The following is a 22513-nucleotide window of genomic DNA, read 5'->3' on the forward strand; positions in this document are numbered from 1 at the left end:
CTCCGCACAAAGTTCACCGAGAATATCGCTTGCTAAAGCGGAGGCAGCCTCCGTATTGTATCCGGAGGAGCGCTCCGCTTTCTCTCTCAACTGTAACCCCTTCGGGGTAAGGAGCAATATGTCGGCAACAACCTCAGGCCCGGCCGGCGCCGCTGCCGGCTCGCCCGCGCGGCGGCCGGGGGTCGTCCTCGCGGTCATCCTGATCACCCAGCTGATGGTCATCCTCGACGGCACCGTGGTGAACATCGCGATGCCGAAGATCCAGCAAGCCCTCGACTTCAGCCCTTCCAGCCTGTCCTGGGTGCAGAACGCCTACGCGCTCGCGTTCGGCGGCCTGCTCCTGCTCGGCGCCCGGGCCGGCGACCTGCTCGGCCGCCGCCGCGTGTTCGTCACGGGCGTGAGCGTCTTCACGCTCGCCTCCCTGCTCGGCGGCCTCGCCCCGAACGCCGAGCTCCTGCTCGCCGCCCGTGTCCTGCAGGGCATCGGTGGCGCCATCGCGGCCCCGGCCGCCCTGACCCTGCTCATGCTCACCTACCGCGAAGGTCCGGAACGGATGAAGGCGCTCGGCTACTACAGCCTGGTGTCGTCCGGTGGTGGCAGCGTCGGCCTGGTGCTCGGGGGCATGCTGACGGACTGGGTGTCCTGGCGCTGGGGTCTGTTCATCAACGTGCCGATCGGCATCGGACTCGTCATCGCGGCGCGGCAGGTGCTGACCGAGACCGAGCCGGAGACCGGCCGGTTCGACGTGGCCGGCGCGCTCACCTCGACGCTCGGCATCACCTCGCTCGTCTACGGCTTCATCCGGGTCGCCGAGGTCGGCTGGACGTCGGCCGAGGTGCTGGCCGCGTTCACGGTCGGCGTGGTGCTGCTGGTCGCGTTCGTGCTGATCGAGCGCCGGGTCAGCCACCCGATCGTCCCGCTGCGGCTGTTCCGGTCGGCTGACCGCTCGGCGTCGTACCTGACCATGCTGCTGGTGGTCGGGACGATGTTCGGGATGTTCTTCTTCCTCACGCAGTACCTGCAAGGTGTGCTCGAGCTCAGCCCGCTGGCGGCCGGTCTCGCCTTCCTGCCGCTGACCGGTCTGCTGTTCGCCTCGTCCCGGATCGTGCCGAGGCTGGTCGCCCGGATCGACGGCGGCAAGCTGATGCTGACCGGGTCGGTACTCGTGACTCTGGGCACGGTGTGGCTGACCCGACTGGATGCTCGCAGCACCTACCTGGCCGATGTGGTCGGGCCGATGCTGCTGTTCGGCCTGGGCGCCGGGATGATCTTCATCCCGCTGGTCGGCCGGGCCATCTCGGGCGTCGCACCGGAGGACTCGGGCGCCGCGTCCGGCATGCTGAACGTGGTCCAGCAGGTCGGCGGCGCGCTCGGCCTCGGCATCCTGGTCACCATCTTCGGTACGGCGAGCCGCAACTCGACGTCGGCCGCTCCGCGCGAGGTGCTGACCGACGGCGTGCACGCAGCCTTCGTCGGCTCGCTCGTCTACGCCGCGCTGAGCCTGACGGTGATCATCCTCAGCGTCCGCCCGTGGACCTGGTTCCGCCGCGGTCCGATCGAGCGCTCGCCTGAGCCGGTGATGGTCGACTCGCACATCTGAGAACCCCCAGGGGGTGCGCCGGTCATTGGCGTACCCCTTGAGGTCAGATCGGCAGGCCGTAGCTGGTCCACTTGGACGACACCGAGTAGCCGAGCCGCTCGTACAGGCCCAGGGCGCCCGTCGGGTTGTCCGCGTCCACGCCAAGCGCGGACCGCTGGTAGCCGGCCTTGGCCGCCTCGGTCAGCACCTTCGCCAGTGCCACGCCGGCCAGACCGCGGCCGCGGTAGGCCTTCATGGTCCCGACCTGGCCGATGTACAGCTCCCGGATCCCGGTCGCCTCCGTGTCGGCCTCGTACTCGTACCCGAGCACGTAGGCCGCGATCGCATCGCCGTCGAGGATGACGTACGACGACTCCCCGCGGAACGCCCGCGCACCCGTGAACCAGGTGTTCCAGCTGTCCGCGTCGCGCGGGGTCGAACCCCAGTGGTCGGCGAACACGTCGTTGTGAACCACCCGCAGCGCCTCGTTCATCGCCAGGTCGAACGGGACGATCCGCAGCCCGTCCGCGAGCGCGACCTCCGGCACCGGCTGGTCCAGCGGGCGCTTCATGTCGAAGAAGTACCGGCGCTCCTCGAAGCCGAACTTCTGGAACAGCCGCTCGGCGCCGACGTTCGTGTTGATCCGGTTGCCGGTCACCTCACCCGGCGCCTGCGGGTGCCGGGCCACGTGCAGCTCGCCGGCCCGCTTGATCAGCCACGGCATCAGAGCCGAGCCGATGCCGCGCCGGCGCCATTCCGGATGGACCGTGCCCTCGGTGGTGACCCGGTCGATCTCGACCAGGCCCTCGGGGGCATGCAGCTTGCCGTACCCGACCATCCGGCCGTCGGCCCACAGGCCGATGGTGTCCAGCGCCGGATCGAGGTGCGGGTCCTCCAGTTCGTCGATCAGGTCCTGGGCGTCGTAGTTCTCCCCCTCTTGGTCGACTTTCTCCTTGGCGGCCAGCAACTCCGCCCACGCGTCCGCGTCACCCTTGTCGATCGGGCGCGCCTCGATCCCCTCCGGCCAGCTCATGGTTCGAAGGTACGGCGTGCCTCGCGATCCGGGCACCCGAATTACTGCAGCCGTTCGGCCAGCCAGCCGATCGCCATCGGGTAGCGGAACTCGATCCCGCCGTGGGTGCCCTCGAACAGCTCGAAGTGCAGCCGATCGTCGGGGAAACCTGCCCTTCCGGCTGCCCGACGGAACGCAGTCGCGCCGAGGTCCAAGTAGAACTCGTCCTGCCGGCCGGCGTCGATCCACACCGCCCGCAGCGAGCGCAGCGCGTCGGCGTACTGCGGTTCGCGGACCATCTCGACGGGGTCGCGGGACAGCCAGCGCGCCCAGACCTCCGGGATCAGCACACCCAGTTCGTCGAACGGCAGCAGCACCTTCCCGTCCGGTTCGGCGGAGTAGGCCGACGCGTAGCCGTACATCTCCATCAGGTGCAGGTCCTCGTCAGTGGTCCGCCCGATCCGGGTCGCCACCGACTCGAAGAACTTGTCGTAGCTGCCGTCGTACTTGTCCCGCAGTGTCCGTGCGCGCTCGGGGAACTCGGGCCGGTAGCACAGGTCGAAGGCCGCGTCGCCGGCGTGCGTGGCCAGGGCGCCGAAGACGTCCGGTCGCAGCAGTGGCGTCACCATGGCCACGTAGCCGCCGCTGGACTTACCGGTGATCGCCCGGTGGTCGCGGTCGGCGACGGTCCGGTACGTCGCGTCGACCCAGGGGACGATCTCCTCGCACAGGTACGAGTGGTACTGCCCGGTGCCGGGGGAGTCGAGGCACTGGCTGCCGCCGTACTTCGTCCAGGTGTCGACGAACACGACGATCGCCGGCGGCACGTCGCCGGTCGCGAACAGCGCGTCGACCAACTCCGGCCAGGGCTGCCGGAACGCCGTCCGGTTGAACAGCATCCCGAGGTGACCGGTGTACCCCATCGTCACGTAGATCGACGGGTAGCGCCGGTCGGAGTCGTCGTACCCGGGCGGCAGGTAGACGAGCACCGGCCGCTCATGCGGGTCACCGAGCGGGTTCCCGCGCAGCAACTCGCTGGTGTACGTCGTCTGCTCGAACCGGCCGGCCAGATCCGCGGACCACGGCAGCATGGGCAACCTCCTGAAGAGTCACATGGCGTCCGGGGCCGCTATGCCGAGCAGGCCCAGTCCATCGTGCAACACCTTCCGGGTCGCCGTGCAGAGCGCGATCCGGCTTGCTCTGGTCTCGCCTTCGCTGGTCAGCACCGGGCACAGCTCGTAGAACGCCGACAGTGCGGTCGCGACGTCGTACAGATAGGTGCAGAGCCGATGCGGCTGCAGCGTCTCGGCCACCTGTACGACGACGTCCGCAAAGCCGGTCAGTAGCAGCGCCAGCTGCTGCTCGGCCGGGTCCTTAAGCTGGGTGACCTGGTCGTGGCTTGTACCGGCCTTGGACAGCAGTCTGGTCAGCCGGGCGTGCGCGTACTGCAGGTACGGACCGGTGTTGCCGGTCATCGCGACCATCCGGTCCAGGTCGAACACGTAGTCGTTGCCCCGGTCGCTGGACAGGTCGGCGTACTTGACTGCTCCGATCCCGACGGCCTTCGCCGTGGCCTGCCGGTCGATGCCCTCCCGCCCTTCGAGCAGGGCGTCGGCCCGGGTGACCGCCTCGTCGAGCAGAGTGGTCAGCTTGACCGTGCCGCCGGCTCTGGTCTTGAACGGCTTCCCGTTCGGGCCGAGCACGGTCCCGAAGCCGACGTGCTCCGCAGTCGTTGTCGACGGCAACCAGTCTGCGATCCGGGCGAGTGTGAAGATCTGCTCGAAGTGCAGAGCCTGCCGGTGGTCGACGACGTACACGATCCGGTCGGCGTGCAGCGTCGACACCCGGTGCCGGACGGCGGCGAGGTCGGTCGCGCTGTAGCCGAACCCGCCGTCGGACTTCCGCACGATCACCGGCAGCGGCTGCCCGTCCCGGCCCCTGAATCCCGGCAGGAACGCGCACAGCGCACCGTCGGACTCGGTCAGCAGACCCTTCTCCAGCAGTTCGTCGACGATCCGCGGCAGGTCGTCGTTGTAGGCGCTCTCGCCGACCACGTCGTCCCGCGTCAGCTTGGAGCCGAGCAGCGCGTAGACCTGGTCGAAGTCGTCGAGCGAAACCTCGACCATCCGCCGCCAGATCGCCCGCGTCTCCGGATCGCCCGACTGCAGCAGGACGACCCGGGCCCGGGACAGGTCGGCGAAGGCGCCGTCGGCATCGAAGTGCTTCCGGCTCCGCTCGTACAGCAGCTGCAAACCCTCCAGATCAAGGGCTTCCGCGGCGAGGTCCTCACTCAGGAGTTGCTCGATCATCATGCCGTACTGCGTGCCCCAGTCGCCGACATGGTTCTGCCGGACCAGGTCGTAGCCGACGTACTGCAGGACGTTGCAGAGCGCGTCGCCGATGACCGTCGACCGGAGGTGGCCGACGTGCATCTGCTTCGCGACGTTCGGCTGCGAGTAGTCGACGACCACCCGCTGGTTCCTTGGCGTGAAGGCTTGCGGCTGGTTGACCGCGGCGGCGAGCGTCGACTGGTTCAGCGTCAGGTTGATGAAGCCGGGCCCAGCGATGGAAGGCGTTTCGCACAGGTCCGCGACGTCGAGCGCCTCGACCAGGCGTACGGCGACCGCCCGCGGCGGTTGACCGAGGGCGTTGCCGAGCCGCAGCGCGAGGTTGCTCTGGTAGTGGCCGAACTCGGGCTTGGTCGCCGACCGCAGCTCAGGGTCGAGGTCGCCGTACGACGAGCCGAAGGCAGCCGCGGCGGCGGTGGACAGTCTGGTGGCCAGGACAGGCAGAACAGCGGACATCACAGGTCCTTTGAAGTAGACGCACTGGAACGACGGATGAGGTGTTCACACAGTGCGTCGTCGTCGCAGGCTGAGGCGCAGGCGCAGGGCGCTCGCGGACTCCAGGCTGATCGACATGTCAGCCATTATGCACGAAAGTGCGCCGAGGGTGCCGGGCTGCGCTCCGCGAGCGGCGTGATCGGCGGCACGTCGGTCTCGCCGAGGAACACCCGCCGTACGACGCGCTCGGCCGCGCGGCCGTCGTCGAACTCGCAGAACTTCTCCCGGTAGAGATGCCGGTGCTTGGCGGCCTCCGGCGAGGCGAACGCGCCGGACCGCAGGCCGGCCAGCAGCTCCTCGGGCGACCGCGCGACCAGGCCGGGCGGGAACTCGGTGATGTCGAAGTAGGTGCCGCGGCGGCCGTCGTAGAAGGTCTGGTCCTCGACCAGCAGCACGATCGGCCGGTCCAGGTTCGCGTAGTCGAAGGTGATGGAGGAGTAGTCCGAGATGAGCACGTCGGCCGCCAGCATCAGGTCTTCGACGCGCGGGTGCCGGGACACGTCGATCACCTTGCCCGAGTGCACCTCGGGCGTCGCCGACAGCGAGTAGTGCGTCCGCACCAGCACCCGGCCGTGGTCGCCGACCGAGGAGGCCAGCCGGTCCAGGTCGAGGTGGATGCCGGTCCCGCCCAGATCGACCAGGCCGGTCGGCAGCCGCACCGAGTCGACCCCGTCCCGGAACGTCGGCGCGTACAGCACCACCAGGTGCGAGTCGTCGAAGCCGAACCCGGCCCGGATCGCGCGGACCTCGTCCAGGCTCGCGTTGAGCAGCCGGTCGTTCCGAGGGAAGCCGTACTCGAGCTCCTCGAAGTACGCCGGGTAGGTCCGCTCCCAGATCTCCGAGGAGTACCGGTTCGCCGAGAGGTTGAAGTCCCAGCGGTCGGTCTGCCGCATCAGCTCGTCGAGGTCGAGGTCCCGGCCGGCCTCCGGGAAGTGCCGCAGGTCGGTCCCCATCGTCTTGAGCGGTGTCCCGTGCTGGGTCTGCAGGTGGATCTGCCCCTCCCGCTTCTCCAGCTCCTTCGGCCAATTCATGTTGCTGATGAAGTACGTCGCCTTGTCGAGCAGCTTCTGGTACGCCGGTGAGCCCGCGACGACGTACTCGACTCCCTCCGGGACGACGTGCAGGTGGTCGGCGTCGACCACCCAGACCCCGCGCAGCTGCGGCGCCAGCTCGGCCGCCTTCTCGTAGATCGCCCGCGGGTTGCAGGCGTACTGCTTGAACCAGTAGGAGCAGTACGCGGCCAGGTTCGGGTCGAGCTTGCCGCGGTGCCGGAGCTTGCCGACCGCCTTGCGCGGGTTCTGGACCTGCAGCATCTTGGCGCTCAGCTTGAGCGTGGAGTACGTCGCGTAGTCGTCGTGGATGAGCATCCAGCGCTTGAACCCGCGGCCCGTGCGGTCGGTGTTGTAGCCCTCCGGCTTCCAGCGCTTGGCGAAGGCGTGCGCCGCGTGGAAGAAGTCGGCCCGGTCGTCCGGCGCGACCCGCTCCGGCTTCGCCAGGACGGCGAGGATGTGGTCCAGGGACCGGTCGAACGCGAACCGCCGCCAGCCGGCCAGCTCCGGGTCGGACTGGATGAACGCGTGCACCCGGTCGTACTGGTCGAAGATGTCCCACTGCCGGCGGCCGCCGGTGGCGTGGATGTTGCCGCCGGTGCGGTGCTGCCGGTAGTGAACGACCACCCGGTCCAGGGTGGCGATCCGCTCGGCGGTCAGCATGGTCGAGTAGGTCCAGGGCGCGTCCTCGTAGAACCCGGCCGTGAACGCGAAGCCGTGCCGGGTCAGGAAGTCCCGCCGGCAGGCCTTGTTCCAGACCACCTCGAGGAAGGTCAGGAAGATCGGCCGCTCGGCCGCGGTGAACACCCCGGCGCCGTGGCCGGCGAAGGCGTCGTGCCGCTGGTTGCGGACCACCCGGCCGTCCCAGAAGATCCGCTCGTAGTCGAACAGCAGGATGTCCGGCCGGTCGGTCGCGTCGATCCGGGTCGCGATCGCCTCCAGCGAGCCCGGCAGGTACAGGTCGTCGGCGTCCAGGAACAGCACGTAGTCCCCGCGGCACTCCTTCAGCCCGGCGTTCCGGGCCAGGCCCAGACCGACGTTCTCGTCCAGGTGCAGCACCCGGACCCGCGGATCGGCCGCGGCGTACTCGTCCAGGATCCGGCCGGAGCCGTCCAGATCGGCGTCATCCACCCCGATGATCTCGAAGTCGGTGAACGACTGACCGAGCACCGAGTCCAGGCACGACCGCAACCACGCCCGGGAGGCGTGACAGGGGACCACGATGCTGAACTTGGGGACGGTGCCGAGCGCCATGCCACGTCATCCTAGGGTGCAGCTATGAGTGCTGATGTGTTCGAGCCACTAGGCGGTCTCGAGGGGGTCGGGTCGGCGGCGCGGGCGGCCCGCGACGCGGTCGACGTACTGCTCCGGGACCGTGGTCTGCGCAAGGTCGGCTCGGACGTCACCGCCGAGGCGCTGCTCCGCGGCGCGCACGCCTCGGCCGCCCTGGCCGGCAGCCCGGCGACCCTCGACGAGGTACGGCGAGGAGCCGCGGACGGACTGGCGACCGGCGCGGTCCGGATCACCGGCGAGCTGATGCGGCTCGCGCCCCGGACGGACACCGCCCCGGTGCAGGTCTGGACCAGACTGCACCAGTTGGCCGCGGCCGATCTGGGGCCGGAAGACCAGTTGGGTCATCTCCGGACCAGTCGCGAACCGGTGCCGGACGACATCCCGGGCCTGCCGCCGGCCCCGGGCGCGGACGAGATGTGGGAGCGGCTGAGCGCCCTGGCCCAGAACCTGACCCGCCCGACCAAGGCGCCCGGTCTCGTGGTCGCGGCGGTCGTCCATGCCGAGCTCGCCATCCTGCGCCCCTTCCCGACCGCCAACGGACTGGTTGCCCGGGCGGCCGAACGCTGCATGTTGGTTGCCCGAGGCATCGACCCCGTCGCGGTCACGGTGCCCGAGGCCGGTCACTATGAGTTGGCAGGCACCTATTCGTCGGGCCTCGGCGACTACGCAGCGCGAGGGCTGACCGGAGTTCGTGACTGGTTGCTGCGGTCCTGTGAAGTGGTGTCACTCGGTGCCGAGCGCTCGCCGCTGGCGGGCTGACCCGGGACGTGCGAACGGCGTTCTCTGATGAGAACGCCGTCGCTGGCACGTCATCCTGGTTACCATGCGTGCACCTGTCTGCCGCCACAGGACTTGGCCTGGGTCGCGCTGCCCGGTTGGGATGGGCTGGTCGCCGCGTGGGTGCCTGGGTTCCGTGCAATCTCTACCGGACCCGAAGGTCCTTTGTGCTTCCTTTGTACTCCTGAAAACCCTTTCTGTGAAGGGCTTACGTGACCTTCATGGAGTTGAGAACAATGAAGCATCCTTCAGCTTCCGGTCCCGGCGCCGGCTCAGCTTTCGGGCCGTCGGGTACGCCGCCGCGAGGCTAGGAAGAACGCCCACGCCGCCAGTCCGGCGACCGCCGCGGTGGCCAGGGCAGGTCGCCGTACGTCGCGAAAACGGTTCCGCTCGGCGAGCCCGACCGGCTCGTTGAAGTCGAGCACCGGCCAGCCGCGGGCGACCGCGATCCGGCGCAGGCCCTTGTCCGGGTTGACCGCGAACGGGTGACCGACCGCAGCCAGCATCGGCTCGTCGGTCACGGAGTCGGAGTACGCGTAGCAACTCGCCAGGTCGTAATCCTCGGCCTCGGCGAGCGCCAACATCGCGGTCGCCTTGTGCGGACCGTAGGCGTAGTCCTCGATCTCGCCGGTGTACTTGCCGTCAGCAACTACCATCCGGGTCGCGATCACCTTGTCGGCGCCGAGCATCGCGCCGATCGGCTCGACCACCTCGGCCCCGGACGACGACACGATCACCACGTCCCGGCCGGCCGCGTGGTGCTGGTCGATGAGCTCGACCGCCTCCTCGTGGATCATCGGCGTGACGATGTGGTGCAGGGTGTCGGCGACGATCGCCTTGACCGTCTCCACGTCCCAGCCGGTGCACATCGCGGACAGGTACTCGCGCATCCGCTCCATCTGGTCGTGGTCGGCGCCACCGAGCAGGTACACGAACTGGGCGTAGGCGCTGCGCAGGACGGTCCGGCGGTTGATCAGGCCGCCGGCGTAGAACGGCCGCGAGAAGGCCAGCGTGCTGGATCGGGCGATTATGGTCTTGTCCAGATCGAAGAAGGCGGCCGATCGGCCCGTCCCGGGGTGCGCCATGGGGTCGAGCATAGGCATCGGGGCGAAACGCCGAGGGACCCGGGCTTTTGTGTGGGCCGGTCTCCCGTTAGACTGTTTGACAGTGTGACAGTGACACTGGCCGGAAACGCCTGATCGGGCGGTTTCAGCGCCTGGGTGACGCAGTCTCAGTTGCAACCGAACTGAGATGTGTGGAACTCGGTCTTGGGGGGTACATACCCCCTGACAGTGGCAGACTGTCGCCTCCTGAACGGCCCCCGGCTCCTCCCCCCGAGCCCGTGGCCGAAGACGGCCCCCGGTCACCCCCCCGCCGGGGGCCGTCGCCTTTCCTCCTCCGGTTCGCGGATGTAAAAGCTTCCTCAGTTTTCTGCCTGTGGGAGCGCTTTCACTTTATGCAGGCTCTTGACAATGTAGTTACGCAGTCACAGTTTGTAAGTCATGAAAACGCGTGCACTCCGCCCCCAGGCCGCGATCATCCCCGCCCTGATCACGCTTCTCGCCGCCCTCACGGGCCTGCTTCTGGTCCCCGCGACCGGATCCGCCGCCACCAATCTCGTCACGAACGGCACCTTCGAAACCGGAGATCTGTCCGGCTGGACCTGTGCCGCCGGCGCCGCCACGACCTCGGCCCGCACCGGCAGTTACGCGCTCCAGGGCAGCCCGACGTCGTCCGACAACGCCCGCTGCAGCCAGTCGATTCCGGTCAAGTCCAGTACGACGTACACCTTGTCCGCCTGGGTCAAGGGCTCGAACGTCTACCTGGGCTTCGAGGGAGGTACGTCGACCTGGAGCACGAGCACCACGTGGAACCAACTGACGACCACCTTCACCACTGGTGCCTCCACGACCCGGGTGACGATCTACCTGCACGGTTGGTACGGACTGCCGCCGTACCAGGCTGACGACGTCGTGCTCGACGGTCCGGGCGGTACGCCGGACCCGACCACGCCACCGACCACTCCGCCCACCACGCCGCCGACCACTCCGCCGCCGTCTGATGGGACCTTGCCGAAGCACGTCCTGACCGGCTACTGGCAGAACTTCAACAACGGTGCCACCGTCCAGCGCATCAGTGACGTCCACGCGGCGTACGACCTGATCGCGGTGGCGTTCGCCGACGCCGTACCGTCCCAACCGGGTGCCATCACCTTCAACCTGGACTCGGCCGGGCTGGGTGGCTACACGGTGGCCCAGTTCAAGGCCGACATCGCCGCCAAGCAGGCGGCCGGGAAGCGGGTCATCCTGTCGGTCGGCGGCCAGAACGGCACCATCTCGGTCGGCAGCGCCGAGGCCGCGACCAACTTCGCCAACAGCGCGCTGACGGTGCTGCGCGAGTACGGCTTCGACGGGATCGACATCGACCTGGAGAACGGGGTCAACGCGCAGTACATGGGCCAGGCGCTGCGCAGCCTGCGCAACTCGTTCGGCAGCGGGCTGATCATCGCGATGGCGCCGCAGACGATCGACATGCAGAGCACGTCGTTCGAGTACTTCAAGCTGGCGCTGGCGATCAAGGACATCCTGACCGTGGTCAACGTGCAGTACTACAACTCCGGCTCGATGAACGGCTGCGACGGGCAGGTGTACTCGCAGGGCACGGTCGACTTCATCACCGCACAGGCCTGCATCATGCTGCAGAACGGACTGCGGCCCGACCAGGTCGGTCTCGGCCTGCCGGCCTCGTCCCGTGCGGCCGGCAGCGGCTACGTCTCGCCGCAGATCGTCAACAACGCCCTGGACTGCCTGACCCGGGGCACGAACTGCGGCAACTTCAAGCCGAGCACCACATGGCCGTCGCTGCGCGGTGCGATGACCTGGTCGACCAACTGGGACGCGCTGAACGGCAACGCGTTCGCGAACCAGGTCGGCGCCCACGTGCACGCGCTGCCCTGACATGCACAGTTACCGACCGGCTCCGGTGCTGGAAGCGCTTGGTGTCTGCTCGCAGGACGAGCAGCTCTACCGGGCGCTTCTGGCCCGACCGGAGTCCACGACTGTCGCCCTTGCACGTGACACCGGTTGGCCTGCGACGCGCGTCGGCAGGCACCTGCGGTCACTGCTGTCACTCGGCCTGGCGTCTCGTACTCCGGGGCGGCCTGCTCGCTACGTCCCGGCCGTGCCGGAGGCCGCGGTCGAGCTCTTGGCACTCCGGAAGCAGGCAGCCATCGTCGAGGCCCGGCTGGGTGCCTCGGTGCTCACTGCGGAGTTCCGTGCTCGGCATGGCGCGTTCACGGTGATCCGCGGATCCGAGGCGATCGCTCAACGGTTCTACCAGGCGCAGGCGTGTGCGCAGGACGAGGTGCTCGTCCTCAACCGGCCTGCGTACGTCGTCACGCCCGTTCGCGGCGTCTCGTGCCGGGTGATCTACGACATGGCGTCGGTGTCGGAGCCCACCGATCTGGCGGCTGCCCGGTCGGTGGGTTGCCGGATCCTGCGCGACGTACCGCTCGAGTTGGTTCTGGTGGATCGCCGTACTGGGCTGCTGCCGACCAGTCCGGAGGTGGTCGTCGAAGTGGGGCCGTCCAGCCTGCTTGATGGACTGCTGCGGTTGTTCGAGCTGCTGTGGCAGCAGGCGAGCCCGCTTGCACCTTCGGCCTCGGAGGGGCCGCTGAGGGGTGAGGACCAGCAGCTGCTGGCGCTCGCCGCGGCGGGGTTGACGGACCAGGCGATCGCTCGGCGGCTCGGGGTGGCGCAGCGGACGGTCGAGCGCCGGATGCAGCGGATCCTCAAGGCGCTGGACGCGACCACCCGCTTCCAGGCCGGCCTCCGCGCCGGCCAACGCGGCCTCCTCGCCTAGTCGGTGACGTCTGCTACTACTGCCTTCAATGATTTGACCAGGTCGTCGGCATTGACGGTGATGCCGACGCCGTGGTCGCCGCCGCCGAGGGAGATCGTGCCGGTGATGCGCTCGTCGGCGATCACCGGCCAGGCGTGCGTGCTGCCGAGCGGAGTGATGGTGCCGCGGACGTACCCGGTCACGTCGAACGCAGTGTCCTTGTCCGGCATCGAGATCCGGTTGACCCCGAGCAGCGTGCGCAGCTTCGGCCACGCGATCTCCCGATCGCCGGGGACCAGTACGAAGCGGTAGTCGTCGTCGGACAGCCGGACCACGATCGTCTTGATCAGGCTGGCCGGCTCGATGCCCCGCGCCGCCGCGGCCTCCTCGAGCGAGTTGACCCGCCCGTGCCTGGTCACCTCGTAGCTCAGGCCCAACTGGTCGGCTGCCTCGATCGCTCTGGTCACCTGGCTAGTTTCGCACCTTGCTGGGAACGGCCTTGAGGAGTACGGCCAGCAGGAGAGTGATGAGGAAGAGCACACACGCCTCCAGCGCCACCCCACTCCAGCCCCCGTGCGTCCACGCAGCCCCGGCCAACCCGCCGAACACCGACGAGCCGAGATAGAACGAGAACAGGTAGAGGCTGGCCGCCTGCCCGGTCCCACCGCCACCTGCGTGTGCCCGGGCGGCCACCCAACCGCTGGCCACACCATGTACGGCGAAGAAGCCGGCCGTCATCAGTGCGAGCCCGACCACAATCAGCGGCAGCGGCGCAGCAAGGGTGACGGCCACTCCGGCCAGCGTGACAAGACAGCCCGCCGGGACAACCGCCCGCCGCCCGTACCGGTCAGCAAGCCACCCTGCCGTAGCCGAACCAGCCGACCCGAGCAGATAGACGGTGAACACCAGCCCAGCCGCTCCCGCGCTCAGGTCGTACGGCGCTCCGGACAGCCGGAACACGGCTCCGTTGTACACAGCGACGAACGCGCCGACCGCGGTGGCAGCGATCCCGTAGAGCGCCAGCAAGGCCGGGTCCCGCAGTACGCGGCCGGTCTGGGTCAGCAACTGCCGCGGGCTGGCCGGGGCCGGCTGGAAGTTCTGGGAGGCGGGCAGCAGCAGCCAGACCACGGCGGCGCACAGGACACCGACGACTGCGATGCCGCCGGCCGCGAATCGCCAGCCGCCGAGGTCGGCGAGCCCACCTGCGACGAGGCGGCCGGCCATGCCGCCAACCGCCGTACCCGCGATGTAGAGGCCGCTGGCGCGGGCGTGGCTGTCTTGGTGCACCTCCTCGCGGAGGTATGCCATGGCGACAGCGGGCAGACCGGCCATCGCGATGCCTTGGAGGCCGCGGAGGGCGAGCAGCGCGTGCCAGGTCGGCGCTACTGCACACAGCAGGGCAATGACGGAGGTGGCGGCGACCGACCAGCGCATCAGAGTGGTGCGTCCGATCACCTCGGAGGCGGGACCTGCGATCAGCAGCGCGATGCCGAGTCCGAGCGTGGCCAGCGACACCGTGAACGCGCTCTGGCTCGGCGAGACCTTGAACGCATCGACGAGCTCGGGGAGCAGCGGCTGGGTGCTGTAGAGCAGTGCGAACGTCGCCAGGCCCGCCGCGAACAGGGCGATGGACAGCCGGCGGTAGCCGGCCTCGCCTGGCCGGTAGCCGGGCTGCGCGGCGACGGAAGTGTGCATGCCTTCGACCGTGCCACGCATTGTGCGATACGTAAAATGTCGATCTCAGCAGTAATCGATACGCTTCTCGTATGCATGTCGAAGACCTGCGCTCGTTCATCGTCCTCGCCGAGACCGAGCATCTGACCGAAGCGGCCGCCGTACTGGGGACGAGCCAGCCCAACCTGTCCCGCTCGCTTCGTCGCGTCGAGAGCGCGTTCGGAGTGCAACTCTTCGAGCGCGAGCACCGAGGCTTGCGGCTGAACCCGTACGGGCGCGTCGTCCTGGAGGCTGCCCGCGCCGGTACGGCGGCTGTCGACAGTGCACGTCAGCGCATCGACGCGCTGCTCGACCCGGAGTCGGGGACAGTGCGGCTCGGGTTCCTGCACTCGGTCGCGACCAGCCTGGTGCCGGACCTGCTGAAGGCGTTCCGCTCGCAGGCGCCGAGCGTCCGGTTCGCGCTGCGGCAGGAGCCGGCGCATGACATCGTCCAGGACCTGGAGAGTGGGGAGGCGGAGATCGGCATCATCGCGCCGCGGCCGGATCCGGAGCTGTTCGGGTGGCACCTGCTCGAGCAGCAGCGGCTGTGCCTGCATGTCCCGCCCGGTCATCCGCTGGCGTCGCGGCGGCGGGTGGAGTTGGCTGCGGCCGCTGACGAGCAGTTCGTCGGGCTGCGGCCTGGGTTCGGGTTCCGGCGGATCAGTGAGGAGCTGTGCCGCGCGGCTGGGTTCACGCCGCGGCTGGCGTTCGAGGCGACCGACCTCGCGACCATCGACAGTCTGGTCGGTGCCGGGCTCGGGGTGGCGGTGTTGCCGTCCGGTGCGGTGCGCGGGAACGAGAGTGGGGCGGTGTCGATCCCGCTCGCCGGGGTGCGGGCGCGGCGGGAGATCGGGATGGCGTGGCGGTTGCGGGCGCAGCTCACGCCGGCTGCCGAGCGGTTCCGCGACTTCGTCCGGTCGCAACCGGTGCGGTCGGCCTGAGTCTGACCGTGACTTTCGTAGCGTTGGTCCAATTTTCCCGGTGTCGACTTGCAGTGAGAGGGCTTTCCACCGCACAGTTTCCTCCGTGAGGAAGCGTCTCAGTTCGATCCGCCCGAGCCGGCGCCTGCTGTTCGCAGCCGGCACGGCTGCCGCTGCGTCGACGGTTGCGTCGGCTGCAACGGCCTCGGCCGGCGAGCTCGGCTCCACCGGCGCGTACGGGTCGGGAGTGCTGGGCGCTTGGGAGCGGCAGGCGCGCGCGATCTCGGCCGAGTCGCAGATCCGCAAGGCGCGGGAGACCGACGGCGTCTTCATGTTCGGCGACAGCATCGGCGTCCAGGACGGACCGTCGCTGGCCAAGCAGCTGACCGCGCACGGCATTCACATCGCCGTGCACAACTGGGCCGGCCGCCCGGTCACGCCCGCCGTCGACGCCCTCGACACCTGGGCCCAGGACTACGGCCTGCCGCACCGCATCCTGATGTCGGTCGGCTCCAACGACATCTTCACCCCGCCCGCGGTGGCCGCCCAGGTCGAGCGGACCATGCAGATCGTCGGCGCCGAGCGGACGGTCTTCTGGGTCAACATCCAGGCCGCCCGGACCGGGCACGGTCCCGGCGTCCAAGTCTCCGACCAGCGGAACAGCGCCTGGATCAACCTCCAGCTCGCCGAGGCGCAGCGCCGCCACGAGAACCTCCGCGTGATCCGCTGGGCCGAGCACCTGGCCGCCAAGCCCAACCGCCTCGCCAAGTACCTCCGCGACGGCCTGCACCCGTCGATCCCGCTGGGCCAGAACGCCCGCAACACCCTCATCGTCGAGGCTCTGAAGTCCGGCTGAGTACGGCGACGCGCGGGTTGCTGCCCGCACGTCGCCGTACCGCTGTCAGAACCCGGCCGTGATCCGGGTGAACTCCCACTCGGGCTGCGAGATGCCGGAGCAGTTCGAGACCACGCCGCCACCCGGGCACGGGCGGTCGCGGTTGACCGACCAGAACGCCAGCCGGCCGAGCCCGTTCGACTTGGCCCAGTTGGTGATGTTCTGCCAGGTCGCCGTGGTGGTCATCTCCTGCTGGTCGGACAGACCGTTCATGCCGGAGATGCCCTGGTGCGCGTAGGCCTGCGCGGTGGTCCAGCCGAAGGTCGCCTTCAGCTTGTTGTTCAGGCCGACGGACGCGTTGATGGTGTCCTGCTGGATGTTCGAGCTGCCGAAGTCGAACGGCATCAGCGTGTAGATGTCGATGTTCGCGCCGAGAGCCGCGGACCGCTCGATCAGCCGGTTGCCCCAGTAGTTCGGGCCGCTGGTCGTCGTACCGAAGGTGAGGATCGTCTGGATCCCCGGGTTGTTCTGCTTGACGATCTTGAGCGCGTTCAGGATGCGGTCCTGGACGACCTCGTTCTCGAACTCGTCGCTGTTCTCGATGTCGACGTCGATCGCCTTCAGGTTGTAGGCGTTGATCACCTGCTGGTACGCGCCGGCGAGCGCCTCCGGCGTACTGCAGTTCGGGCCGAGCTTGTTGCCGCTCCAGCCGCCGATCGACGGCACGATGTCGCCGCCGGCGGCGCGGATCTGTGCGATCGCGTTGGCGTCCGCACTGCCCTGCAGCGGCCTGCTGCCGTCCCATGCCGGGTTGCAGCCACCGGACGACAGGATGAACGCCATGGTGAACCACCTGATGCCGGTCGCGTTCATGACGGTCGCCGGGTTCGGCGGGTCACCCCAGCCCATGTAGAGGTACGGCGCCGCCCGCCGGGTGCCGGGGTTGCCGCCACCGGTGGTCGTCGTCACCGAGATGCTGCTGCTCTTCGGCCCTTCACCCGCGCTGTTGGACGCACTGACCTGGTAGCTGTACGTCGTGTTCGCGGTCAGCCCGGAGTCCGTGTACGACGTACCGGTCGGGGAGCCGACCTTCGTGCCGTTGCGGTACACGCTGTAGCTCGTTGCACCGCTTGCCGCGGACCAACTGAGGCTGACCGACGACGAGGTCGCCGTACCGGACAGACCTGTCGGTGCGCCCGGTGGGGTGCCGCCACCGCCGCCAGTGCAGGAGCCGCCGTTCAGCCGGCAGGCTGTGAGCCCTGGGAAGTTGCCTGGGCTGCCGTTGAAGCCGAAGGTGACGCTGGCGCCCGGTGCGAGCGGTCCGGCCCAGCTCGGCGGCGTGAACGTGTGTGTCTGGCCGCTGCTGCTCCTGGTAGCGTCCCACGAGCTACTGATGGTGTAGCCGGACGGGAAGTCGAGCGCGACCGACCAGGTGCTCACCGAGCTCGTGGTGCCGTTGGTGACAGTCACCTTGCCCTCGAACCCGCTGCCCCAGTCGGACACCTTGGTGAAGGCTGCGGTGACACCGGCCGCGTTCGCAGCCGGCGCGATCAGAAGTGCCAGTACTACTGCAATGACAGCCGCTAGAGCCATCGAGATGCGTTTCATGATTGCTCCGATCAGTGGGCGGTACGTGATCAGACTCGGCCCCAGAGTGCGGGGACGTTCAGTGGCTCCCAGCCGGTCAGGGAGGTGTGCCCCTGGATGCACTTGTAGGTGAGGCCGTTGTAGCTCACCAGCGCACCGGTCGCGTACGTCGTGTTCGGCGCCCACGGGGTGGCCGTCGGAGGCGTCGAGGTCGGCGTCGGGGTGGGAGTCGGCGTCGGTGTCGGCGTGGGAGTGGGGGTCGGTGTCGGAGTGGGCGTCGGAGTGGGCGTCGGCGTCGGGTTCGGGCCGCTGCAGCCTGGGGTCTCCGCGTTGACTGCGTTCACCACGTGGTTGAAGAGGGTGACGTTCGGGTCGAGTGCCTCGAGGGAGTACATCATCGCGCCGGCCAGGCCGTTGCAGTGCTGGTAGTCCGCCTTGGCCTTGATCGACTGGGCGTTGTCACCGGTCCAGAAGGTGCCGTTGCGGTAGAACCACGACGCCTTGGTGGTCTCGTCGAAGTACGTCGCCGACGGATCGTCCACGAACCCGACGAGCTCCTTGTAGAAGGAGACACCGGGCACATTGCCGCTCATCGCGTGCCCGTCGGCCGGTCCGGTGGCGGGCTGGTACTTGCCGTTCGCCGTACTCGGAACGCCCTTCCAGCCCCTGTAGTAGAAGGGATATCCGATCGTCAGCTTGTTCGCCGGGAAGCCGCCGGGGATGCCGTACGCCGGGTCGCCGGTGGTCCACGCCTTGATCGCGCCGTCGATCGAGTACTTGGCCGAGCCGGGCGGGATCGGTGTGCTCGGGTCGTCCGGGGCCTGGTAGAGCGGGTCCTGGAAGTTCGTCGGCCCGGTGGCGTCCCAGCCGCCGTGCATGTCGTACGTCATCACGTTGTTGTAGTCGAGGTACTGGCCGATCTTGTCGGTCTCGATCGTGGCGATCTTGTCCTGGCCGGCCGGGGTGGCGGCGGTCAGGTAGTAGCGCTTGCCGGTCTGGCCGCCGTACGCGTTCAGCTGGGACCGGAACTCGGCCAGCAGCAGGGTGAAGTTCTGCTTGTCGGCGGGACTCCAGTGGTTGCCGACGTGGCCGTTCGGCGAGCCCGGGTACTCCCAGTCGAGGTCGATGCCGTCGAAGATGCCGGAGGCCGTGCCGGGACCGCCGAAGCCGTCGATTACCGGGAGGTCGCCCTTGAGGAACATGTTCACGCAGGAGCTGACGAACGTCTTGCGCTTGGCGTCGGTGGAGGCGGCGTCGGAGAAGTACTTCGAGTACGTCCAGCCGCCGATCGAGATCAGGATCTTCAGGTTCGGGAACTGCGCCTTGAGCTTCTTCAGTTGGTTGAAGTTGCCCTGGATCGGCTGGTTCCAGACGTCGCCGACCCCGTCGACGCTGATGTCCGCGCCGTACGACTTGCCGTAGTCGGCGAACGCGTCGCCGGCGCCGTCACCCGCGTTCGGGTTGTTCTCGTCCTGCGAGGCAGCCTTGTTCGCCATGAAGCAGGTGTGGTCGGTCGGGTGGATGTTCGCGAACGCGTAGTTCAGGAAGTCCAGCTTGCCGGCCGCGCCGGTAGTGATCAGGTTCTTCGGGTAGAACGCGTTGGCGTAGATCCCCCACTGGGTGAAGTACGCCGTCTTCACCCCACCGCTCGTGGCGGCCGGGGCCTGGGCCGTCTCGGGGCTGGCGAGGGAGACGCCGGCGGCGGTGATCAGGGCGGTGGCGGCGACGGTTGCGGTGGCGGCGAGCATGCGTAGTCGACTCATGGGCGGTCCTCCGGAGCTGGGACGGAAGCGGTCCGGTGAAATTTAGTTAAAGACGCTTCGAAAGGAACCGTAACCGTTCCCGGCGGGTTGGTCGCGGGCTGGCGATGGCGGATTCCCGCTGCTGACGGAAACCCGACAGGCCTTTGTCCACAGGGATTCAGTGCGTTGGCCGGAGGATGCCGCGACGACGGCATCTTCTAGGCATGGACACTTCTTCGACTTCAGTGCTCTTGGCAACTACTGACGACCTGCTGCTCGACGACCTGCTCCGGCTGGCCGCGGCGGCCTCGATCACCCCACTGGTCGAGCACGACCTGCTCGGCCTCCGCCGCAGCTGGCACGCCGGCTCCCTGGTCGTGGTCGGCCACGACCTGGCCGAGCCACTCGCCCGAACCCAACCGGTACGGCGATCCGGCGTCGTCGTCGCCGGGTTCGCCGGCGGTGACGACGTGTACCGGTGTGCCTTCGACATCGGCGCGGAGTCGGTGTTCCGGTTACCCACGGACGAGTCCGCCTTGGGCGACAAGTTGGCCGATGCCTTGGATGGCGAGGTCCGGACTGCGTTGACGCTCGCGTTCGTGGGCGGCTGCGGGGGAGCGGGAGCGACCACGCTCGCCTCGGCGGTGGCCGTGTTCGGGAACCGGCGTGGGTATCGCACGATGCTGATCGACGGCGATCCACTCGGCGGCGGCATCGAGTTGGCGCTGGGGATCGAGCAGGATGTCGGCGATCGCTGGCCGAAGTTGCTCAACGCGTCCGGCCGGGTAAGTGCTGCTGCGCTGCGGTCCGCCTTGCCGTCGGTGAACGGGCTGGCGGTGTTGTCGTGGGATCGGTCCGATGTGACCGTCCTGCCGCCGGAGACGATGAGTTCGGTGCTGAGCGCGGCCCAACGCAGCAGCGATCTGGTCGTCGTCGACCTGCCTCGGCGGGCGGATCCGGCGGTGGAGGAAGGTTTCGTCCGCGCCGGCGCGACGCTGCTCGTCGTACCGTGCGATGTCAGGTCGGTCGCCGCGGCGCATCGGTTGGTCGGTCCGCTGCGCGACGTCGCCGGTGATCTTCGGGTGGTGGCGCGGGATCCGCGGGTGAACGGGCTGTCTGCTGCTGACGTCGCGGCGCACCTATCATTGCCATTGGCAACGAGAGTTGGTTACGAGCGGGATCTGCCGGCGGCGATGGATCAGGGGCGGTTCGATCCGCGTCCGCGTGGGCCTCTCGGTCGTGCGGCGTCGGAGCTCCTGGATCTGTTCGGCCTCTACTCAGCGGCGGCGGCATGAGTGCCTCCGCCGTACTCATCGATCGTGTCCGGGCGACCTTGGCCGTCACCGGTGCGGAGCCGACACCTGCTCGCGTCGCTGCTGCTCTCCGGGCGGATGGCGGCGTCTACGGCGACGCGATCGTGCTCGCCGTGGTCGCGGCACTCCGCCGGGAGGCGTTGGGTGCGGGCCCGCTCGACAGCCTGCTGTCCGAGCCGGGTATCACCGACATCCTGGTGAACGGTCCCGACGAGGTGTACGTCGACCGTGGTTCCGGCCTCGAACGCGTGCTGGTCCGCACCGGCGACGAGCCTGCTATCCGCCGTCTCGCCACCCGGTTGGCCGCGGCCGCAGGTCGCCGACTCGACGACGCCACGCCGTACGTCGACGTGCGCCTCTCCGACGGCACCCGCTTCCACGCCGTACTTGCGCCGGTCGCCGCGCCAGGCACCTGTCTGTCGTTGCGCGTCCCGTCCAGGAAGGTCTTCACGCTCGACGACTTGGTCGCTGCAGGTGCGCTGCCGCCGGCCGGTGCGACGATCCTGCGTGACTTGGTCGATGCGCGATTGGCCTTCCTGATCAGCGGTGGCACGGGTACTGGGAAGACCACGCTGCTGAATTCCCTGCTGTCCTTGGTGGATCCCTCGGAACGGCTCGTCCTCGTCGAGGACGCCGGAGAGCTGCGCCCGAACCATCCCCACGTCGTCCGCCTCGAGGCACGACCACCGAACGTAGAGGGAAGCGGCGAGATCTCTCTCCGAGACCTGGTCCGCCAGGCCCTCCGCATGCGCCCCGATCGCCTCGTGGTCGGTGAGGTTCGCGGACCCGAGGTCGTCGACCTGCTGACCGCCTTGAACACCGGCCACGAAGGCGGCTGCGGCACCGTCCACGCCAACTCGGCCACCGACGTCCCGGCCCGTCTGGAAGCCTTGGGCGCCCTAGCCGGCCTCACCCGAGAAGCCGTCCACAGCCAGGTCGCCTCCGCCCTCCACGCCGTCATCCACCTGACCCGCCCCGCCGACGGCCCCCGCCGAATCGCCGAGATCCAAGTCTTCGACCGCCTCCCGACCGGCCAAGTAGTCACCCGCCCAGCCGTCACCTTCCACCACCCCAACAACACCCTCACCCTCCACCCGCCCGCCCATCGCTTCACCAACCCCCACCCCGCCGCCGCATGACTCCCGCCCTGCTCTCCAGCCTCCTGGTCCTCCTCACCCTCCACCTACTTCTCCCCGCCCGCCATCGAGCCCTCCACCGCCTGACCCCTCATCCACCCCAAGGCGCCTCCGCGGTCCCTCCGCCTGCCGCAGCCACCCCAACACCCGCGGCCGCCCGGCGACGCTTCCCCCGACTCGCCGTCGCCCGCTCGCAGCAACGTCGCGTGTGGCTCCTCGCGCCACCAGCCGCACTCACCAGCTTGATCTTTGGCATGCAGTTCCTGGTGTCCGTCGCCGCCCTGGCCGCCATCACCTGGCTCGTCCACAACCAACGAACCCAACACCGCCAACGCACAACCACCGCCGCCCGCCGCGCCAACATCATCGAAGCCCTCGACGTACTCGCCGCCGACCTCACCGCCGGCCGCCCACCCATCGAGGCATTGGAAGGCGCCGCAACCATCTGCCCCGACTTCCAAGTCGCCCACGCCGCCGCCAAACTCGGCGGAGACATCCCCGGCGCCCTCGAGCTCGCCGCAGAATCCCCCGGCGCCGAAGGCCTCCGCGCCCTCGCAGCCTCTTGGCGAGTCGCCGACGAATCCGGCGCCGCCTTCGCCACCCTCACCGACCGCCTCGCCCAATCCCTCCGGGCCGACGAGTCCATCCACCGCCAAACCGCCGCCAGCCTCGCCGGTGCTCGTTCCACCGCCCGCATCCTGGCCCTGCTCCCCATCTTCGGCATTGCCCTCGGCTACTCCCTGGGCGCCAACCCCCTCACCTTCCTCACCACAACCCCCACCGGCTGGCTTTGCCTAACCGTCGGCCTAGCCCTGACGACCGCCGGCCTCCACTGGACCACCCACCTAGCCAAACTCCCAGCCACCTAGCGAGC

The 22513-nt window shown here is 68.8% G+C and carries 18 protein-coding genes; 9 read left to right on the top strand and 9 right to left on the bottom strand.

The window, feature by feature from the left end:
* Window positions 1–118 precede the first annotated feature (118 nt).
* Window positions 119–1600 (top strand): MFS transporter, encoded by a 1482-nt coding sequence (locus tag AB0H36_RS23635; protein ID WP_360527151.1) that lies wholly within the window; start codon window positions 119–121, stop codon window positions 1598–1600.
* A 43-nt stretch (window positions 1601–1643) separates the two neighbouring features.
* On the opposite strand, the gene AB0H36_RS23640 is transcribed toward AB0H36_RS23635, so the two are convergent.
* The 4 genes from AB0H36_RS23640 to AB0H36_RS23655 form a co-directional block, all read right to left on the bottom strand.
* Window positions 1644–2612 (bottom strand): GNAT family N-acetyltransferase, encoded by a 969-nt coding sequence (locus tag AB0H36_RS23640; protein ID WP_360527154.1) that lies wholly within the window; start codon window positions 2610–2612, stop codon window positions 1644–1646.
* Between the two features lie 41 nt (window positions 2613–2653).
* Entirely contained in the window at window positions 2654–3682 is a 1029-nt protein-coding gene (locus tag AB0H36_RS23645) for an alpha/beta hydrolase-fold protein (protein ID WP_360527157.1), read from the bottom strand.
* Window positions 3683–3700: 18 nt separating this feature from the next.
* On the bottom strand, window positions 3701–5395 hold the full coding sequence (gene argS, locus AB0H36_RS23650) for an arginine--tRNA ligase (protein WP_360527160.1): 1695 nt from the start codon (window positions 5393–5395) through the stop codon (window positions 3701–3703).
* Window positions 5396–5520: 125 nt separating this feature from the next.
* Window positions 5521–7737, bottom strand: a complete 2217-nt coding sequence (locus AB0H36_RS23655) for a CDP-glycerol glycerophosphotransferase family protein (protein WP_360527163.1) — start codon at window positions 7735–7737, stop codon at window positions 5521–5523.
* Between the two features lie 24 nt (window positions 7738–7761).
* Between AB0H36_RS23655 and AB0H36_RS23660 the strand changes: the two genes are divergently transcribed.
* Window positions 7762–8535 (top strand): cell filamentation protein Fic, encoded by a 774-nt coding sequence (locus AB0H36_RS23660; protein ID WP_360527166.1) that lies wholly within the window; start codon window positions 7762–7764, stop codon window positions 8533–8535.
* Between the two features lie 290 nt (window positions 8536–8825).
* Here the strand turns inward: AB0H36_RS23660 and AB0H36_RS23665 are convergent, their stop codons facing one another.
* Window positions 8826–9650 carry an HAD-IB family hydrolase gene (locus AB0H36_RS23665; RefSeq protein ID WP_360527267.1) on the bottom strand — a complete coding sequence of 275 codons (825 nt, stop codon included), beginning with the start codon at window positions 9648–9650 and terminating at the stop codon, window positions 8826–8828.
* Window positions 9651–10055: 405 nt separating this feature from the next.
* On the opposite strand from AB0H36_RS23665, the gene AB0H36_RS23670 reads away from it, so the two are divergent.
* Together AB0H36_RS23670 and AB0H36_RS23675 are read left to right on the top strand one after the other, a co-directional pair.
* Complete coding sequence (locus AB0H36_RS23670) at window positions 10056–11510, top strand: glycosyl hydrolase family 18 protein (RefSeq protein ID WP_360527169.1); 1455 nt, start codon at window positions 10056–10058, stop codon at window positions 11508–11510.
* A gap of 1 nt (window position 11511) precedes the next feature.
* Window positions 11512–12414 carry a helix-turn-helix domain-containing protein gene (locus tag AB0H36_RS23675; RefSeq protein WP_360527172.1) on the top strand — a complete coding sequence of 301 codons (903 nt, stop codon included), beginning with the start codon at window positions 11512–11514 and terminating at the stop codon, window positions 12412–12414.
* Here AB0H36_RS23675 and AB0H36_RS23680 read toward each other — a convergent pair.
* Together AB0H36_RS23680 and AB0H36_RS23685 are read right to left on the bottom strand one after the other, a co-directional pair.
* Entirely contained in the window at window positions 12411–12860 is a 450-nt protein-coding gene (locus AB0H36_RS23680) for a YbaK/EbsC family protein (protein ID WP_360527175.1), read from the bottom strand. The genes AB0H36_RS23675 and AB0H36_RS23680 overlap by 4 nt on opposite strands.
* A 4-nt stretch (window positions 12861–12864) precedes the next feature.
* Window positions 12865–14088 (bottom strand): MFS transporter, encoded by a 1224-nt coding sequence (locus tag AB0H36_RS23685; protein ID WP_360527179.1) that lies wholly within the window; start codon window positions 14086–14088, stop codon window positions 12865–12867.
* 71 nt (window positions 14089–14159) lie between these two features.
* On the opposite strand from AB0H36_RS23685, the gene AB0H36_RS23690 reads away from it, so the two are divergent.
* Entirely contained in the window at window positions 14160–15047 is an 888-nt protein-coding gene (locus AB0H36_RS23690) for a LysR family transcriptional regulator (protein ID WP_360527182.1), read from the top strand.
* A gap of 85 nt (window positions 15048–15132) precedes the next feature.
* Entirely contained in the window at window positions 15133–15882 is a 750-nt protein-coding gene (locus tag AB0H36_RS23695; RefSeq protein WP_360527185.1) for a hypothetical protein, read from the top strand.
* 45 nt (window positions 15883–15927) lie between these two features.
* Here the strand turns inward: AB0H36_RS23695 and AB0H36_RS23700 are convergent, their stop codons facing one another.
* Both AB0H36_RS23700 and AB0H36_RS23705 read right to left on the bottom strand, forming a co-directional pair.
* Window positions 15928–17469, bottom strand: a complete 1542-nt coding sequence (locus AB0H36_RS23700; RefSeq protein WP_360527188.1) for a cellulose binding domain-containing protein — start codon at window positions 17467–17469, stop codon at window positions 15928–15930.
* A gap of 29 nt (window positions 17470–17498) precedes the next feature.
* Window positions 17499–19211 (bottom strand): glycosyl hydrolase family 18 protein, encoded by a 1713-nt coding sequence (locus AB0H36_RS23705; protein ID WP_360527191.1) that lies wholly within the window; start codon window positions 19209–19211, stop codon window positions 17499–17501.
* Between the two features lie 203 nt (window positions 19212–19414).
* Between AB0H36_RS23705 and ssd the strand changes: the two genes are divergently transcribed.
* From ssd to AB0H36_RS23720, 3 genes are all read left to right on the top strand, one after another.
* Window positions 19415–20485, top strand: coding sequence for a septum site-determining protein Ssd (gene ssd, locus AB0H36_RS23710; protein WP_360527195.1), 1071 nt, complete (start codon window positions 19415–19417; stop codon window positions 20483–20485).
* Window positions 20482–21642 (top strand): TadA family conjugal transfer-associated ATPase, encoded by a 1161-nt coding sequence (locus tag AB0H36_RS23715; RefSeq protein WP_360527197.1) that lies wholly within the window; start codon window positions 20482–20484, stop codon window positions 21640–21642. Before ssd ends, AB0H36_RS23715 begins: the two co-directional genes overlap by 4 nt.
* A 251-nt stretch (window positions 21643–21893) precedes the next feature.
* Window positions 21894–22508 (top strand): type II secretion system F family protein, encoded by a 615-nt coding sequence (locus tag AB0H36_RS23720; protein ID WP_360527200.1) that lies wholly within the window; start codon window positions 21894–21896, stop codon window positions 22506–22508.
* The last annotated feature ends 5 nt before the right edge of the window (window positions 22509–22513 follow it).

This window comes from Kribbella sp. NPDC050820 (assembly GCF_040653975.1).
Lineage (GTDB): Bacteria > Actinomycetota > Actinomycetes > Propionibacteriales > Kribbellaceae > Kribbella.